The sequence below is a fragment of the Kibdelosporangium banguiense genome, from assembly GCF_017876405.1.
Taxonomy (GTDB): Bacteria; Actinomycetota; Actinomycetes; order Mycobacteriales; family Pseudonocardiaceae; genus Kibdelosporangium; species Kibdelosporangium banguiense.
In genome coordinates this window covers 10,750,559-10,767,034 of record NZ_JAGINW010000001.1, presented here as the reverse complement: position 1 = coordinate 10,767,034, position 16,476 = coordinate 10,750,559, and the positions used below count along the sequence as shown (strand labels likewise).

Annotated in this window: 15 protein-coding genes; 8 read left to right on the top strand and 7 right to left on the bottom strand. The window is 65.8% G+C overall.

From position 1 onward, the window contains the following. Positions 1-21: 21 nt before the first annotated feature. Together JOF56_RS48235 and JOF56_RS48230 are read left to right on the top strand one after the other, a co-directional pair. Complete coding sequence (locus tag JOF56_RS48235; RefSeq protein WP_209646193.1) at positions 22-906, top strand: SDR family oxidoreductase; 885 nt, start codon at positions 22-24, stop codon at positions 904-906. Between the two features lie 46 nt (positions 907-952). Beyond that, a complete protein-coding gene (locus JOF56_RS48230) occupies positions 953-2,404 on the top strand; it encodes a DHA2 family efflux MFS transporter permease subunit (RefSeq protein WP_209646192.1) in 1,452 nt (483 codons plus the stop codon). A 41-nt stretch (positions 2,405-2,445) separates the two neighbouring features. Here JOF56_RS48230 and JOF56_RS48225 read toward each other — a convergent pair whose 3' ends face one another. From JOF56_RS48225 to JOF56_RS48210, 4 genes are all read right to left on the bottom strand, one after another. After that, positions 2,446-4,872 carry an excinuclease ABC subunit UvrA gene (locus JOF56_RS48225; RefSeq protein ID WP_245378715.1) on the bottom strand — a complete coding sequence of 809 codons (2,427 nt, stop codon included), beginning with the start codon at positions 4,870-4,872 and terminating at the stop codon, positions 2,446-2,448. After that, entirely contained in the window at positions 4,869-5,360 is a 492-nt protein-coding gene (locus JOF56_RS48220; protein WP_209646191.1) for a pyridoxamine 5'-phosphate oxidase family protein, read from the bottom strand. The genes JOF56_RS48225 and JOF56_RS48220 overlap by 4 nt, the downstream gene beginning before the upstream one ends. A gap of 73 nt (positions 5,361-5,433) precedes the next feature. Beyond that, complete coding sequence (locus tag JOF56_RS48215; protein WP_209646190.1) at positions 5,434-6,951, bottom strand: FAD-dependent monooxygenase; 1,518 nt, start codon at positions 6,949-6,951, stop codon at positions 5,434-5,436. Beyond that, entirely contained in the window at positions 6,951-7,568 is a 618-nt protein-coding gene (locus JOF56_RS48210) for a class I SAM-dependent methyltransferase (RefSeq protein WP_209646189.1), read from the bottom strand. Before JOF56_RS48210 ends, JOF56_RS48215 begins: the two co-directional genes overlap by 1 nt. A 140-nt stretch (positions 7,569-7,708) precedes the next feature. Here JOF56_RS48210 and JOF56_RS48205 point away from each other — a divergent pair, with 140 nt between their 5' ends. From JOF56_RS48205 to JOF56_RS48195, 3 genes are all read left to right on the top strand, one after another. Beyond that, positions 7,709-8,254, top strand: coding sequence for a TetR/AcrR family transcriptional regulator (locus JOF56_RS48205; RefSeq protein ID WP_209646188.1), 546 nt, complete (start codon positions 7,709-7,711; stop codon positions 8,252-8,254). A 101-nt stretch (positions 8,255-8,355) separates the two neighbouring features. Then, positions 8,356-9,903 (top strand): fused MFS/spermidine synthase, encoded by a 1,548-nt coding sequence (locus JOF56_RS48200; RefSeq protein WP_209646187.1) that lies wholly within the window; start codon positions 8,356-8,358, stop codon positions 9,901-9,903. An 81-nt stretch (positions 9,904-9,984) separates the two neighbouring features. Next, positions 9,985-10,968 carry a LacI family DNA-binding transcriptional regulator gene (locus JOF56_RS48195; protein WP_209646186.1) on the top strand — a complete coding sequence of 328 codons (984 nt, stop codon included), beginning with the start codon at positions 9,985-9,987 and terminating at the stop codon, positions 10,966-10,968. Between the two features lie 9 nt (positions 10,969-10,977). On the opposite strand, the gene JOF56_RS48190 is transcribed toward JOF56_RS48195, so the two are convergent. Together JOF56_RS48190 and JOF56_RS48185 are read right to left on the bottom strand one after the other, a co-directional pair. Then, positions 10,978-11,502, bottom strand: a complete 525-nt coding sequence (locus JOF56_RS48190) for a helix-turn-helix domain-containing protein (protein ID WP_307855602.1) — start codon at positions 11,500-11,502, stop codon at positions 10,978-10,980. A gap of 44 nt (positions 11,503-11,546) precedes the next feature. Next, complete coding sequence (locus tag JOF56_RS48185; RefSeq protein WP_209646185.1) at positions 11,547-12,737, bottom strand: cytochrome P450; 1,191 nt, start codon at positions 12,735-12,737, stop codon at positions 11,547-11,549. A 188-nt stretch (positions 12,738-12,925) separates the two neighbouring features. Here JOF56_RS48185 and JOF56_RS48180 point away from each other — a divergent pair, with 188 nt between their 5' ends. From JOF56_RS48180 to JOF56_RS48170, 3 genes are all read left to right on the top strand, one after another. Beyond that, complete coding sequence (locus JOF56_RS48180) at positions 12,926-13,420, top strand: pyridoxamine 5'-phosphate oxidase family protein (protein WP_209646184.1); 495 nt, start codon at positions 12,926-12,928, stop codon at positions 13,418-13,420. Next, the gene (locus JOF56_RS48175) at positions 13,417-13,887 is read left to right on the top strand and encodes a hypothetical protein (RefSeq protein ID WP_209646183.1); all 471 of its coding nucleotides are present in this window, start codon (positions 13,417-13,419) and stop codon (positions 13,885-13,887) included. Before JOF56_RS48180 ends, JOF56_RS48175 begins: the two co-directional genes overlap by 4 nt. Positions 13,888-14,122: 235 nt before the next feature. Continuing rightward, a protein-coding gene (locus JOF56_RS48170) for an IS3 family transposase (protein ID WP_372448287.1) occupies positions 14,123-15,357 on the top strand; the annotation gives its coding sequence in 2 pieces (ribosomal slippage) (positions 14,123-14,408 and positions 14,408-15,357; 1,236 coding nt in all). On the opposite strand, the gene JOF56_RS59040 is transcribed toward JOF56_RS48170, so the two are convergent. Then, on the bottom strand, positions 15,328-16,437 hold the full coding sequence (locus tag JOF56_RS59040) for an integrase core domain-containing protein (RefSeq protein ID WP_307855601.1): 1,110 nt from the start codon (positions 16,435-16,437) through the stop codon (positions 15,328-15,330). The genes JOF56_RS48170 and JOF56_RS59040 overlap by 30 nt on opposite strands. Between the last annotated feature and the right edge of the window lie 39 nt (positions 16,438-16,476).

Sequence of the window (16,476 nt, the reverse complement as noted above, 5' to 3'; positions counted from 1 at the left end):
ACTCATCCGCGGAGGGGCGACATGCATGAGGGAACCAGGCCACTGGCGGGCCGCGTCGCGCTGGTCACCGGCGCGACCCGTGGGTGTGGCAGAGGGATCGCGATCGAGCTTGGCGCAGCCGGTGCCGCTGTCGTGGTCACCGGCCGGAGCGTGGACGGCCGGCCATCGGAGATGGCCAGGCCGGAGACGATCCAGCAGACCGCCGCCTTGATCAACGATGCCGGCGGCACCGCGATCGCGATCCAGGTCGATCACACCAGCCAGGAGGAGGTCGCCAAGCTGGCAGCGACCATCCATGAGACGTACGGCCGGCTGGACGTCCTGGTCAACGACATCTGGGGAAGCGACAGCTTCGCCCACTTCGGGGTGCCGTTCTGGCAACGACCATTGGGCACCGGGCTTCGCACGCTCGAACTCGCCGTCACGACACACTTGATCACCAGTTGGCACATGGTCCCGTTGCTGGTGCGCAACGGTTGCGGGCTCGTCGTGGAGGTGACCGACGCGGCCGAAGGGCACAACGGCTACCGTGACGACCTCTTCTACGACCTCGCCAAGCACTCGGTGCGGCGGCTCGGGTTCGGCCTGTCGGCCGAACTGCGGCACTACGGCATCGCTGCCGTCACCGTTACGCCGGGCTTCCTGCGCTCGGAGGCCATGCTCGACCATTTCGGTGTCACCGAGGAGAACTGGCGGGACGCGATCGTGCAGGACTCGTCCTTCGCCGCATCCGAAACACCCCGGTATCTCGGCCGTGGGGTCGCTGCTCTCGCGGCGGACAAGAACGTCATGGCCAAGACCGGTCAGTTGTTCGCGAGCTGGGACCTGGCCGAGATGTACGGCCACACAGACGTCACGGGCCATCGGCCCAACTGGCGGCGGGCGTTCCACGACTCGCTGAGCTGACTCCGCACCACTTCATTCGTATGACTTCACTTGGGACAGGGAACTCATGACCAACAGTGAGACAAACGGTGCGGCGGTCGGGTCAGCACCCAGGACAGGCGCTGCCGGCCGCACCTTGTTGATCCTGCTGTGCCTCGCACAGTTCATGCTCATTCTCGATGTCGCGGTCGTGGCGGTGGCCGTACCGTCGATCCAGGGCGAGTTCGGGGTGCCGACCGCAGACATCCAGTGGGTGAGTACCGCCTACAGCCTCGCCTTCGGCGGCTTCCTGGTCAGTTCGGGCCGGGCGGCCGACCTGTTCGGGCCGAAGCGGATTCTGCTGGTGGGCATCACGGTCTTCACCATCGGGTCTGCCCTTTGTGGGTTCGCCGGTGACGCTCTGATGCTGTTCATCGCGCGCGCCATCCAGGGATTCGGCGCCGCACTGGTGTCGCCGGCCGCACTGACTCTGGTGACGACCAGCTTCGGCGAAGGAGAGGGGCGTAACAAGGCACTCGGTATCTGGGGTGCGGTCTCCTCTGGCGGCGCGATCGCCGGGCAGTTGCTCGGCGGTGTGCTGACCGACCTGGCCGGCTGGCGGTCGATCTTCCTGATCAACCTGCCGATCGGGCTGGTGGTGGCGATCGCGGTGATCAAGATCGTGCGGCGCGATCCGCCCCGCGGGGAGGGCAGGACGGACGTGTTCGGGGCGAGCCTGCTCACCGCGGGTGTCGTGCTCCTGGTCGCGGCGGTGTCGCAGTTGGCTGAACACGGCGCGAGCGCGCTTGTGCTGATCGCCGGGTCCGCGGGCATTCTTGTGCTGGTCGCGTTCGTGCTCTACGCGCTGCGCGCGAGCAACCCGATCATCAGGCTGTCCATGTTCCGCAACGGCAACGTCCGTTACGGCAACCTGATCTGCGTCCTGACTTCAGGTGCCGCCACTGTGTCGGTGTTCTTCAGCTCGCTGTACCTGCAGCGCGTACTCGGGTACAGCCCGCTGCAGGCAGGGATGGGTTTCGCGCCGGTCACACTGGTGATCCTGGTCATCTCGTCGCGGACCGGGAGCCTGGTCCAGCGCTTCGGCGTGCGCACGCTGTTGCTGGGCTCGGCTGTGCTCACCGGGGTCGGCGCCGTGCTGCTGAGCCTGGCACCGGCCGACGGCAACTACTGGGCGCACGTCCTGCCCGGACTGGTGATCAGCGGTGCCGGCGCGGCACTCAGTTTCGCGCCCGCGATGATCGTCTCGACGACAGGGGTGGCTGACAACGAGCAGGGACTCGCGTCCGGTCTGCTGAGCACATCACAGCAGATCGGCGCCGCCCTGTGGCTGGCCATTCTCAACACGGTCGTCGCGTCCGTGATCGCGTCCGCGCCGGACGGCACCAGCCGGGAGGCGATGACCTCGGGATTCCAGGCCGGTTTCCTCTGGCTCCTGGTGGTCCCGGTCCTCACTGTCCTCTGTGTACTCGCGTTGCCGAGGACCCGGACCACGGACCAGGCGGCCCCTGCCGGTCACTGACTGGTCGCCGGGGTGTGGTCCGCGACCGCACCCCGGCACTGTCATGCCAGCAATTTGCGCAGGTAGCCGGCGGTCACACTGTCTGCAGTGCTCACGTCCTGGGGCGCGCCCGCCGCCATGACCAGTCCGCCACGGTCGCCCGCCCCTGGGCCCATGTCGATCAACCAGTCCGCGCAGGCGGCCAGGTGCAGGTCGTGCTCAGCGACCACGACGGTGTTCCCGCGCTGGAGCAGATCGTCGAACGTGGCCACCATCCGTTGCACGTCGGACGGGTGCAGCCCGGTGAGTGGTTCGTCGAGCAGGACAAGACCGGGCTTGCGGCCACGGTTGGTGCGGCGCAACGCGTTCGCGAGCTTCAGGCGCTGCGCCTCGCCGCCGGACAGGTCCGTCGCACTCTGCCCCAGCTCCAGGTATCCCAAGCCGACCTTCTGCAGGGCGCGCAGTGTCTCTGCCAGGGACTGGGGTTCCTCGAAACGTTGCGCCGCCTCGTCGACCGTCAGGTGCAGCACCTCATCGATCGCCATGCCGAGGTAGGTCACGCCGAGCACGGCGTCGGTGAAACGGCGGCCCTGGCAGACGTCGCAAGTGGCCCAGACATCAGGCAGGAAGTGCATGTCCACCAGGCGCTTGCCGTAACCGGTACAGGCCTCGCACCGGCCTCCGGCCGCGTTGAAGGAGAACGCGGTGGCGTCGAGACCGGTGCCCGCAGCCTGTGGTGTCGACGCGAACAGTTGCCTGATCGAGTCGAACGCCTTCGTGTACGTGGCCGGATTGGATCGCGGCGTGCGGCCGATCGGACTCTGGTCGACGACCTCGACCCACCGGATCGGCTCGAGCCCGGTGATCTCGCGGACCGAGTCGTGGTGTTCAGCCGCCAGCGCCTCCGTGACAGCCGGCGCCAAGGCCAGGTGCAGCAGCGAGCTCTTGCCGCTGCCGCTGACGCCGGTCACGCACGTGAGCACGCCCAGCGGGATCTCGATCCGGTCAGCCCGGACGTTGTTGGCGTTCACGTCATGCAGCACCAGCGTTCCCGAACGCTCCAGCGGCCGCCCGCTCGCGCGCTGAACGCGTGGCGTGTCCGAGGTGAGATAGCGGCCGGTCGGCGACTGGGGGTGCGCACGCAGGTCGGCCGGTGTTCCGGCGAACATGACCTGACCACCGTGCCTGCCGGCGCTGGGGCCGAGGTCGATCACCCAGTCGGCCAGGGCGATGACGTCGGGGTCGTGCTCGACCATCAGCACGGTGTTCCCGGCGTCACGCAGGCCGTGCAGGATCGGTGCCAGGTTCTGCTTGTCCTCCGGGTGCAGCCCGGAGGAGAGCTCGTCGAGGACGAAGACGATGCCGCTGAGTGCCGTGCTGAGCTGCGCGGCGGTCCGGGCACGTTGCAGTTCACCGCCGGACATGGAGGGTGCCGGCCGTTCGAGCTCCAGGTGCCCGAGACCAAGCCGTTCCAGGAGATCGGCGCGTTGCCGGAGTTCTGGCAACAGGACCTCCCCGATCTCGCGTCGTACTCCGGTCAGGTGCCGTTCCAGCTCCTGGGACCACGGTGCCAGCCGGCCTACCGGCACACTCACCAGATCCCGGTAGCTCATGCCGTTGAGCGTGACGGTTCGTGCGGCGGTACCGAACCCGCTGCCGTCGCACGACCGGCAGGGGGCCTGCCGCATGAACGGGACGTAGCGTTGCTTGGCGTTCTCCGTTCCCGCCGCGCCGAACAATCTCTCGACCTCGGCGATCGCACCGAGCATCGGCTTGTTGTTCTGGTAGATCCACTCCGCGTTGGAGTTCTTGTTCGGGACCTTGATGCTGATCGCGATCGGTTCGTCGCCCGTGCCATACAACACGCTGTCGCGGAACGTCTCCGGGAGCTCACGCCACGGCAGAGACAGATCCACGCCCTGGCGCTCGGCGAGGAACGGCAGCGCCGTCTGCTCAGTGGAGCGGAGTTTGGCGAACCACGGTGACGCCCCGTCGAGCAAGGGCAGGTCGGGATTTGTGACGATCAGATCGGCATCGGCGTGCAGCGAGCCGCCTGCCCCGTGACATTCAGGGCAGCCGCCTTCCGGGCTGTGCTTGCTGAAATGCGACGCCGCGACATCGGTCTCACCGTCTATTGTGGCCAGTCGGGAGTACAGTAGCCCGAGGTAGGCGTCGATCCCGGTCATAGTGCCCACAGTGGACCGGGAACTTCGGTTGAGCTTGCGCTGGTCCACCGCGAGCGTGGCACCCAGACCGTCGATCCGGTCGACCTGGGGACGGTCTCGTGGCGTGATGTACTGCCGGACGAAGGGGGACAGCCCTTCGAGGTACCGCAGTTGCGCCTCGGCATGGATGGTGTCGATCGCCAGTGAGGTCTTGCCGCTGCCGCTCACCCCGGTGAACGCCACGATCCTGCCGCGTGGAATCCGGACGGTGATATTGCGGAGATTGTGCGTGCGAGCTCCGGAGACCTGGATCCACTCGGTCAATGCCGGCTCCGGAAGGTGAACATCTTCTCGGCGTCGATCCGGGCGTACGCCGCCGGCGCACCCCAGCTGTACCAGTCCTGGCCGTAGACCTCCAGGCAGTAGTCGCGGAACGGGCCCCCGGCCGCGGAGCCGAGATCCACTTCATGGGCGGTGCCGTGGACTATCACCGCGAGCGCCTCGCCGCGGGTGTGTGTCGCGCTTATGGCAGGCCTGCGGCGCAGGTGACGGAACCGGACCGAGTCGTGCGAGGAACCGAACCAGAACTGACCACGGTAGAACAGTCCGTCGACGGGGGCCACCCGTGGTTGCCCGGCCGCCGTCACCGTGGCCACGTTGAGAACCTGTACACCGGTGAGTAATCCAGACAGTTCCTCCGCGCTGATCCGGCTGGGATCGGACATGATGCTGCGCAGGTGAGCGCCCGCGCGGCCGTGACTGTCGTCGATCAACGCCTGCGTCCTGCGCAGGTCTTCCGGTGTCTCGTGCACCCGTAACACTCCACTCGGTTCGAGCGCGGACGGCTGTCCGCGAGTGCAGTGTAACGAATGACGTGTTGGGGCTTCAGCGAATGCGGTCATGCCCGGTACTCGCCGCAGGACCGCACCAGTGGCCGAGGACCGATCGGAGATCGGGTGTGGCCGCCGAGTTGCCCGCCCAGGCGACGTAACCATCAGGGCGGACAAGGATCGCTTCCGGCCAGTCGTGCCGGTCCGTGCGGCCCGCTTCCACGATCGTCACCCGGTCAGGCCATGCCGCCCGCACCGCCGCCGCGCAGATCCCGCCTGGTGACTGATCCAGCAACACGAACTTGCCTGTGTGGAAAGCGGTGTAGAGGCGGGCCGGCGAGCCGTTGTGACGTGAACGCACCGTTGCGTCCGGCAGCCGCCGGCCCACCAGATCGTGGTCGGCATCCCGGCGTGGCTTCGGATACCGCAGCGTGAATCCGGAAAGCTGCGCCACCACCGCCTTTTCCATCGGCGGTAGCTTCGCGGCACGCACGCTCAGCCAGCGAAGTGCCCGTGCCGGCGGCGATTGTGATGTCTCGAACTTGTACAGCATGTCGGTCTTGCGAAGGGTGGCCCTGGCGATGGGCAGGCGCTCGGCTTCGTAGCTGTCCAGGACGCTTTCCGAGGCCCAGCCGTGCACTCGTCCGGCCAGTTTCCAGCCCAGGTTCATCGCGTCCTGTATGCCGGTCTGCAGTCCTTGCCCACCGGACGGAACGTGGGTGTGCGCGGCATCGCCGGCGAGCAGGATTCGCCGGGCCCGGTAGGTGTCGCTGAGGCGTTGCTCGCTGCGGTAGCGCGACATCCACTCGGGAGAGTGAATCCCCGGGTCGAAGCCCAGCAGCGCCAGGCAGCTGTCGGTGAGTTCCGCGACGGTGACCGGCTCGTCGACGCCGGCCTTCATTCGTTCGTGGTCCAGCACGATCAACCGGTACATCCCGTTGCCGAAGGGGAAGACCGCGACCATGCCACGCCGTCCGGTCCGGGCGTGGACTTCCGGCTCCGGCGGGCTGGCGAGCGCTACATCGGCCACGATCAACGAACTGTCATAGGGGGAACCGGAGAACTTGATGCCGGCGAAGGAGCGTGTGACGCTCCGGATACCGTCACAGCCGACGACGTAGTCCGCTTCCTCGATGTGCACGCCGGCCTCGTCGGTGACCTCCACGGACACACCAGACGTGTGCTGCTGCATCCCGGTCACCTGCGCGCCACGGACGACCTCGGCACCCATCTTTACCGCTCGGTTCTCCAGCAGCTCTTCGGTGGTGCTCTGCGGTATGACGAGCATGTAGGGAAAAGGGCTGTCCAGACAGCGATAGTCCAGCCAGCTCCGGCCGTCACCCAGCGGGGCGAGTGTCCATGGCAGACCCGCGGCCACGAAGTCCCCGGCATGGCCACGAATGTCCAGCAGTTCCAATGATCGGGGCAGCAGGCCGAACGCCCTCGACCAAGGCGAGCGCTCGTCTCGCCGCTCCAGAACGCGGCAGCTCACTCCAGCCAGAGCGAGCTCCGCCGCCAACGTCAGGCCCGTCGGCCCCGCACCGATCACCAGCACCTGAACGGTCTTGGCCATCAGAGCCGCTCCTGCGCTGGCTTGCGGGACTGCGTCACCACGAATGTGCCTGGGACCACCTCGGCGCGTTCGGCCAGCAGCCCGGCCCGCTGCACCATCTGCTGCAACTGCTGCCGGTCGGCCAGCCTGGGCAGCCGGCCCATGATTTTCAGCGTGGTGGCCATGAGCCAGCCAGGTGGCGCGTGCTCGGCGATGACGCACAGCCCGCCGGGGCGCAACACTCGTGCCACTTCACGCAACCCGGCCGCCTGATCGGTCCAGTGGCCGAACGAAGTCGTGCTGAGCACCAGATCGACGGTTGCGTCCGAGTGAGGCAGATCTTCGACCTGAGCGACCCGCAAGTCGTGCTCAGAGCCGGCCAGCCGTCTCCTGGCGATGGCCAGCATCCGGTTCGCCGGGTCGATGCCTAGCAATGCCGTGCCAGGCCACTCGGCAGCCGCTGCTTCCAGCAGAACGCCGGTCCCGCAACCGATGTCGAGCACCCTTTCCGGGCAGATCCCGGCCTGCCGTGCCCATTGGAGGACGACTGTGTGTGCGGTCTCGCAGTCCCGGCCGAACTTCTCGTCGTAGCGGTCGGCGATCCGGTTGAAGGTGCGAACGTGCCCGTGGTCCGGCATGCGTCACTTCCCGAGAGAGTCGAGGTCGGGCCGAGCGTATGAGGGGCCTATCGGCCGGCCCAGAGATGCGACAGACCGTTGTTATATACCTGCCAGTCCGTCGTACGTATGATGCGTTGTGGCAGAGGGAGATAACGAGCATGGCCAGACCGCGCAGCCCAGTGACGGACGAGGACATCGCCGCAGCTGCTGCCGCAAGACTGGCACGGCACGGCCTCACTGCGTTGACTCTCAAGCAGGTTGCGGACGACGTGGGGCTCGTACCCGCAACCCTGTTGGTGCGATTCAGCTCCAAGGCGCAACTTCTGCTCGCCACGACTCGGTGGAGCAGGGAACGTATGCAGGCGATGCTCCGCGACTCTGTCACCGGAGTGAACGACGGCCACGCTGGGCATCTGGTATCCACATTGGTGAAGCTGACCGGTGTCGACGAGCCCGCCTCGATCCGCACAGTCGTCCGGCTGCGGGATCTCGGTATGTCGTTCAAGCAGTCCGCGGCGGATTACGCGACCGCGATGCGGCACGAACTCCGATGTCTGCTCGACGCCGACCGTGTTTGCGCTACTCGGGTCGAGCCCTTGGCAGAACGGCTTTTCCTGCTGTACAGCGGTCTTGCGGTGGTTGAGCCGCCAGTGAGGACCGGCCAGGCGAGCGCTGTGCTCACCGCCTGCCTGGCTTCTGGTTGATAGATTCCCGACGTATCCCGGTCATCGACGATGGCCCCAGCCATATCTTCGGCTTCGTTCGGCAGTGCCAACGGGTATCTGGCTCGACGATCGGAGAATCCATGGCGGCTCAAGACCAACTCCAAGAACAGGCAAGCAGGCCTGTGGGGCAGCAGGTACCCCGCCGGCTGCCGGCGTGGGCAGCCGCCGTGCTGGCGTTCGGGTCGTCCGCGGCAGTGCTTTTGCTGGAAGTCCTGGCTGCCCGGTTGGTCGCGCCGTACATCGGGATCAACCTCCAGGTCAATTCCGCGGTGATCGGCATCGCGCTGGCCGCCATCGCGCTCGGGGCGTGGGCAGGCGGCCGTCTGGCCGACACTCGGGATCCGGCCAAGCTCATCGGACGCTGCCTGATCGCCGGCGGGATCTGCACCCTGCTGGTCCTTCCCCTGCTCCGCTGGGTGGGTGGATCACTGCAGGCAACAAGCCCGATCGCCGTGATCGGCTTGGCGTCCCTCACTATCTTCGTGCCGTGCCTGCTGTTGTCGATGGTCAGCCCACTGGTCGTCAAACTGCAGCTCAGCAGCCTGGAGCGGACTGGCAGGGTGGTCGGCAGACTGTCGGGGATCGGCACGCTCGGCGGCATCCTCGCCACGTTCCTGACCGGCTTCGTGCTGGTCGCGACGCTGCCCAGTAGCACGATCCTGCTCATCACCGGAGGGATCCTGGTGGTGGGAGGGCTGATCACCGAGATAGCGTTCGCTCGCAGGCGGGCCGTCGTCGCCGCCGCATTCATGGCGGCAGGTCTAGGCGCCGCCGTGCTGACGGTCGTCGCGCCACAACCGTGTCAGGTCGAGTCGGCCTACAACTGCATCCGGACCGTCGCCCATCCGGAGAAAGCCGACGTCAAGATCCTCAAACTGAGCACGTCCGAGCACAGCCACGTGGACATGACCGACCCCGGCCGGCTGCACATGGGCTACGTCCAGGCGCTGGCCGCGGCCGCCGATCTGATCAAGCCTGGTCAGGCGCTCGACGGACTGCACATCGGCGGGGGAGCGGGCACGTTGCCGACCAACCTGCGGCTGACTCGTCCGGGCGGTGTGCAGACGGTGTACGAGATCGATCCTGGTCTTGTCGACTTCGCCAAGCGCGAGCTGCTGTTGAGGCCGGACGACAGGTTGCGCGTCGAGGTCGGCGACGGCCGCATGGGACTACGCCAGCAGGCCACTCAGAGTGTCGACCTCGTTGTCGAGGACGCCTTCGGAGCACACAGCCCGCCCTGGCACCTGACCACCCGGGAAGTGGCTCTGGACGCGCAGCGTGTCCTGCGGCCAGGCGGCCTGTACACGATGAACATCATCGACTTCCCGCCGTCGGAGTTCGTGAAGTCGGCTGTGCGCACCGTACAGGGCGTGTTCAAGCACGTCGTTCTCATCTCCTACAACGAGATCATCGACACCACGTCCGGTGGCAACGTGATCGTGGTGGCCTCCGACACGCCGATCGCGCTCGAGGATCTGCGGCGGAACCTCGCAGCACGGGACGGAAGCGGCCTGCTGATCGTCGCCGACGAGGCCCGCGCCGCTGGCTACACCGAAGGTGCGGGCGAGCTCACCGACGACTTCGCGCCCGTCGACCAGTTGATCACCGTGCCCTTGCGGTACTGGTGACCGGCCCGTCGCGGCGGTCCGAGGAGCGAAGATGACCGGCTCACGTGGTACGAACCACTACCTGTCGCATACCATCTGACCATGGTGTCGAAGCGCCCCACTGGTATCGAGGTCGCCCGTGAGGCAAGCGTGTCCCAGTCGACGGTGTCGCTTGTCCTGTCCGGGCACGCTGACGGACGCGTGTCCCCGGCCACTCAGCAGCGAGTGCGTGACGCAGCCGACAAGCTAGGTTACCGTCCGCACGCGGCGGCCAGATCGCTGCGCATGGGACGTTCGTCCATGTTCGTCCTACTTGTACCAGAGGTCGAAAACCCGTTCTATTCCCGGGTTCTCGAAGGCGCGGAGCAGGCGGCCGCCGAGCACGGCTACGTTGTAGTGCTGGCTTCGGCCCAGTCCAAGTCCGCCTTCATCGACGCCACGGGCACAGTGGACGGCATACTGACCTGCTCCTACACCATCCCGCCGCCGGCTGACTGCTCCGCCTATGTCCCCATGATCGCTCTCGACTCGAAGACCATGCCCGGCGTTCCGTGCATCAGTCTCGCCGTGGGTGATGGCATGAAAGAAGCCGTCAATCACCTGCGCGACCTTGGGCACGACCACATCGCGCACATCCGGGCCAAGCAGTCCACCGCGACGTTCCAGGCCCGTAACGCGGCCTTCAAGCGGGCTGCGGAGGGCATTTTCTCCACGCAACTCGCGACGCCGTTGTCGGCGTCGGACGCCCAGTCGGCGGCGGCCGAACTGCTTGCCAAACGCAAGGAGATCACGGCGGTCGTCTGTGACGACGACATCCAGGCCGCGGGCGTGGTCCGCGCCGCGATGGCGGCTGGTCTGTCCATTCCGGACGACCTATCCGTGATCGGGTTCGGCGACACGCACATCGCCCAGATGCTGTACCCGGCCTTGACGTCGGTCGACCTGCCGGGCGAAGAGCTCGGCCGGGCGGGTATCGCCGGGCTGCTGACCATCCTCGCCGGTGAACAGCCCAAGTTCGTGACCAGGCTGGCCACCCGACTCGTGTGCCGTGAGAGCACAGGCGCGCCGAAGCAACGAGTCAGGTAGCCACGCCTGCTATTCGGGTCCGGGCAGTTCCGACTGGTTTTCGGAGTACTCGAGCACGTAGCCCCGGCCCCACACCGTCCTGATCGCGAGATCCAACGGCCAGATCCGGCGGCGCAGGCGCATGATGTGCAGGTCGAGCGCACTGCGCGAAGGGTTCTGCTTGCTCGACAACCACTCCATCATGGTTTCCCGCCGCACGACCTGCTCGAACGATGCGGCCAGAACGTTGGCGAGGCTGGCGCCGGTCGGCGAAAGCACGAGCGACCGCGACCGGAAATGCAGTACCCCGTGCGCGTCCACACGAGGGGTGCAGTCGGCTGTTAATCGGGCGCGTAATACGGATATCCGTGCGTGTACATCGCTTTCGCTGACCGGCATGCGGACCCAGTCCTCGTAGGCATCGCCGGACACCGGGGCCATGTGGCCGCCTTCCACGACGAGTAGTCTGGGCACACCCTTGGCGCGGCAGTGGATTCGCCGTTCCGACTCCTCGGGCCAGCGAATCAGGGCAACTCCGCTTTGTTCTGCCTGCACTCGCACCTTCTCCTTATGGGGATTGGGTTTCGGGTTCGGCTGCGCTACCAGGTGACCGGCAGGGCCTTCGGGCCGCGGACGACCAGACCGGTCTTCCATTCGATCTCGGTTTCCGGCACAGCCAGCCGGATCCCGGGAAAACGGCGCAGCAGACCGGCGACCGCGCTCTGCAACTCGACTCGCGCCAGCTGCGCGCCCAGGCAGTGGTGGATGCCATGGCTGAACGTCACGTGGCCGTTGTCGGTCCGGGTGATGTCCAGCGAATGCGGATCGGGAAACACGTCGCCGTCCCGGTTGGCCGCCTCCAGAGAGGGGATCACGATCTCGCCCGCGCGGACAAGTACGCCACCGACCTGGACATCCTCCTTGGCGGCAAAGGGAATCCCGCCGATCGTCAACAGTGGGACGTACCTCAGCAGCTCCTCGACCGCCTGCGGAACGAGCCCCGGATCGTCGCGTAGTTTCGCCATCTGCCGAGGATGGCGTAGCAGGGTGAGCAGGAAGTTGGAGATCTCCGAACCGGTGGTCTCATGTCCGGCGACGATCAACCCGAAACCGAATTCGACCAGTTCCTTCTCGGAGAGCTTGTCCTCGTTGTCCCGTACCCGTACCAAGGCTCCGAACAGGCCGTCGGTCGGGGTGCGCCGCTCGCGTTCGATCAGTTCCGAGAAGTAGTTCTCCAGCTGCTGCCGGGCTTTGATGATCTCGTCCACCGGCACGGCGTCGGTCGCCACCACCACGTCGAAGAACGGCTCGAATCGGTCCCTGTCCTCGTAGGGAACGCCGAGGAACTCGCAAATGACCACGCCCGGCACACGTAAGGCGTAAGCCTGGACGAGATCGACCGGGGGAGTCTCGCCGGCCAGGTCGTCAAGCAGCGAGCCGACGATCTCGTGGACCCGGGGACGGAACTCCTCGACCCGCCGGACACTGAACGCCTTGGTCACCAGCCGCCGCAACCTGCTGTGGTCAGGCGGATCCTGGTACCCGATGCCGTCGAGGCCCAGCTGCTCCCAGAACCGCGGCTTGTCCGGCAGGACCGACTCGGAGCGGCTGAAGCGGCGATCGCTGAGCACGAACTTGACGTCGGCATGTCGCGTCGCCAGCCACGCTTCGCCGCCGAACGGCATGGTCACCCGGGCGGGCGAGTCGCCGGCACCGAGCGCCGCATAACCAGGATCGATGTCGAGCCCGGCCCCTGTCCCGAAAGGAAAACGTGGCGCAGGTGCGTGCATGAACAGCACTCTCCCCAGAGTCGTCGTACATGGCCGGTCGACAGCTTAAGTGGTACGTATGACGAAGTGCAACGTATGATTAGTGTATCGTATGACTACGGTCGAATCGACTGCGCGATTCGCTCTGATGAGACACGGTCACAATCGCATCGGCGACGCGCTTACCCCGAGACTTCAGAAGGGACAGCATGCCCACATCGCTACCGCCGGAGGTGCGCGAGATCCTGGAGCGCGTCCTCGTGTGCGAGTTGTCAACGGTGGCGAAGTCCGGTACGCCGGTGACATGGCCACTCGTCTTCGGGCTGACGCCGGGTGCCGACGAGTTCGTCCTGAGCACGGCGATCGCGTATCCGGCGAAACTGAACCACCTGCACCGCAACGACAAGGTGTCGTTGCTGTTCTCCGATCACACTGGCAGCGGGCTGCGCGGCGCCTCCCAGGTGCTGGTCCAGGGCCGCGCCGCGGCACCGGATGAAATCCGTGTGGTGGAAGGACTGGAGGACTTCTGGGAGACGTTGTTCCGCAAACAACCAGACTCCCTGCACAGCGTGCTGGACAAAGAGACACGTGAGTACACGCCGGCCGCGTACTACCACCGGATCCGGATAACCGTGCAACCGGAACGTGTCTGGACCTTCAGCACCGACGAAACGGGTCAGCGAGTCGCGGAGCGTGTCGCATGAGTGCGTGGAAGGAACTCGATCTCTACCTGCATCTGTTCACGAGTCCAGTGCTGAGCTTCGTCGACGAGGACGGCTATCCCTTCAGCCTCCGCCTCCGCCCGCGGCACGACAGGGACGCCGACTTGATGCGCCTCGACCTGCCGCAGGCCGTGACTCCAGTCGCGGGACCGGCATGGTTGCTGTGGCATCGCCATGACGAAGACATCGCCGACATCGCCGCCCTGGCGATTCAAGGAAAACTGACGAAGGACGACGATGGCTGGACCTTCAAACCGGAGCGCGTAATCCCCGGTCCAGGACTCGGTCCAGGCGGCTGGGGCGAGGCGATCCAGGCCATGACCGACAACGCTGCCCGATACGTCGAGCAACGTGGATTGACCCAACCAGACCGGATCCCATGGGAAGGTCTCGAGGCGATCGCGCGTAAAGTGCTGGCCGAACAGAATAGAACACCCTTCAAAACCTGAACATTCTGAGTGTGGAACTCTGGGCCGGGTAGCGACCAGACCAGCTGCCCGGCCCAACCGTGTCTGCGGCTCTCCAAGATGCAGTTCTGTGCGGCGCCAGCGTTGCGCTTGCCGAAAATGTCATCCGCACTGGTCAGGCAGCGTGATGGTACTCATTAAGGATGCCGCCCAAACGTGGGTGTCGGCGGATGGTGAACCGCCCCGGGTTTGATGGAGGCTCACTCGTTGAGTGAGGATGTGGATCATGGCTGGGAAGAGGTACTCACGTGAGTTTCGTGAGCGTGCTGTTGGGTTGGTGTTTGAGCAGGTAGAGCACTACTCCTCGGAGTGGGAGACGATCTGCTCGGTGGCGGCGAAGGTGGGCGTGTCGGGCGAGACGCTGCGTAAATGGGTGCGTCAGGCCGAGGTCGATGCTGGGGCGCGGTCGGGGACGTCGAGTGAGGAGTCGGCCGAGTTGACGCGGTTGCGGCGGGAAGTTGCTGAGTTGCGTCGGGCGAACGATATTTTGAAGGCGGCGTCGGCTTTCTTCGCGAGGGAGCTCGACCCTCGACCGCCACGCTCGTAGCGTTCATCACGGAATTCAAGGACCGGTTCGGAGTCGAGCCGATCTGTGCCGTGCTGACCGAATTCGGTATCAAGATCGCTCCGTCCACCTACTATGCCGCCCGGTCGCGACCGACATCACGACGCGCGTTCCGGGACGAGGAACTCATGAAGGAAATCAGGCGCGCGTATGACGAGAACTATCAGGTGTATGGCGCCCGGAAAATCTGGCGCCAACTTACACGGGAAGGTGTCGAGGTCGGGCGCGGCCGGGTCGAGCGGCTGATGCGCCGACTCGGCTTGGCCGGCGCGGTGCGCGGCAAGACGGTACGCACCACGATCCAGGACCCCGGCGGTGTGCGGGCCGCGGATCTGGTGAACCGGCAGTTCGCGGCTGGTGCGCCGAACCGGTTGTGGGTGGCGGACTTCACCTACGTCGCCACCTGGGCGGGCACCGTCTACGTCGCGTTCGCCATCGACGTCTTCTCCCGAAAAATCGTCGGCTGGCGGGCGAGCACGTCCAAGGAAACCGACCTGGTCCTCGACGCCATCGACAGAGGACTGTCGCACCGCGACTATCGCCGGGTGGACGGTGAAGACAAACTGATTCACCATTCCGATGCCGGGAGTCAATATACGTCCTTTCGGTTCACCCAGCATCTCGTCGACTCGGGTATCAACGCGTCCATCGGCACGGTCGGTGACGCGTACGACAATGCGCTCGCGGAATCCACCATCGGTCTCTACAAAACAGAGTTGATCAAACCGCAAGGACCGTGGCACAATAAGAACGAGGTCGAGATCGCTACCGCCGCGTGGGTGGAGTGGTACAACGATCAACGGCTTCATGAAGCCTGTGGCTATCGGCCACCGACCGAGTTTGAGACCCTGTACGAGCTAGGCGACCTGACCAGTCTGGTTGCCTGACCCCAGTAACGAGTCTCTACCAAACCCGGGGCGATTCATGGCGAGTTGACCGATCTGGGCTGGTTCGGTGATTGGCTGTGGCAGTGGTTGTAGTGGTCGGGCGTTGGCGATGCCTTGGTGGGGTCGGTGGTTGTTGTAGAACTGCTCGTATTCATGGAGTGCGTGGAGCAGGTGTCGTTGGTTCCAGATCAGGACGCGGTCGAGCAGTTCGTGGCGGCAGGTCTGCACCCAGCGTTCGACGATCGAGTTCATCCTGGGCATCTGAACACCACTCAGCACGATCTCGATACCGGCGTCGGCGAGGATGACGTCGAACAGCTGAGGGAACTTGCCGTCCCGGTCGCGGATCAGGAACCGAGCTCGGCGGCCGGCGTCCTGGAGGTCCATGACGAGATTGCGGACGGCTTGGGTCACCCATGCCGCGGTCGGATGAGGTGTCGCGCCGAGGATATGGATCCGGCGCTGAGCATGCTCGATCGCCACCAGCACGTACATGCGTGTGCCGGTGAGGGTGACGGTTTCGAAGAAGTCGCAGGCCAGCAGGACGTCGGCTTGGGAGCGGAGGAACTGGGCCCAGGTGCTGGAGGCGCGTTGGGGTGCGGGGTCGGTGCCGGCGTCGGTGAGGATCTGCCACACGGTCGAGGCGGCGACCTTCACCCCGAGGACGAGGAGTTCGCCGTGGATCCGGCGATAGCCCCAACTGGGGTTTTCTTTGGCCAGGCGCAGGACCAGGACTCGCACGGATCGGATGGTGCGCGGTCGGCCCGGGCGTTTCGGTCGGGACATCCTGGCGTGGCGTCGGCGGATCAGGTCGCGGTGCCAGCGCAGGATTGTGTCCGGGCGGGCCAGCAGTCGGAGTCTGTGCAGGATTTGGCGTGGTAGTGGGTGCAGGAGCGCGGTGAGTAACGCCCTGTCCGCCGGATTGAAGCGCATCCTGGTGTCGCCGAGTTGGCGTTGCAGTACTGCGATCTGGTGGCGTAGTGCGAGGATCTCGATGTCTTTGTCCCAATCACTCATCGGGAGCAGGCGAAGGAGGGCGAACGTGTTAGCGAGGCCGAGGTAGGCCAGTCGCAGCAGCACAGCCGGTCATCCTGCCGTAGGACCGCCTGCCATGAGGGA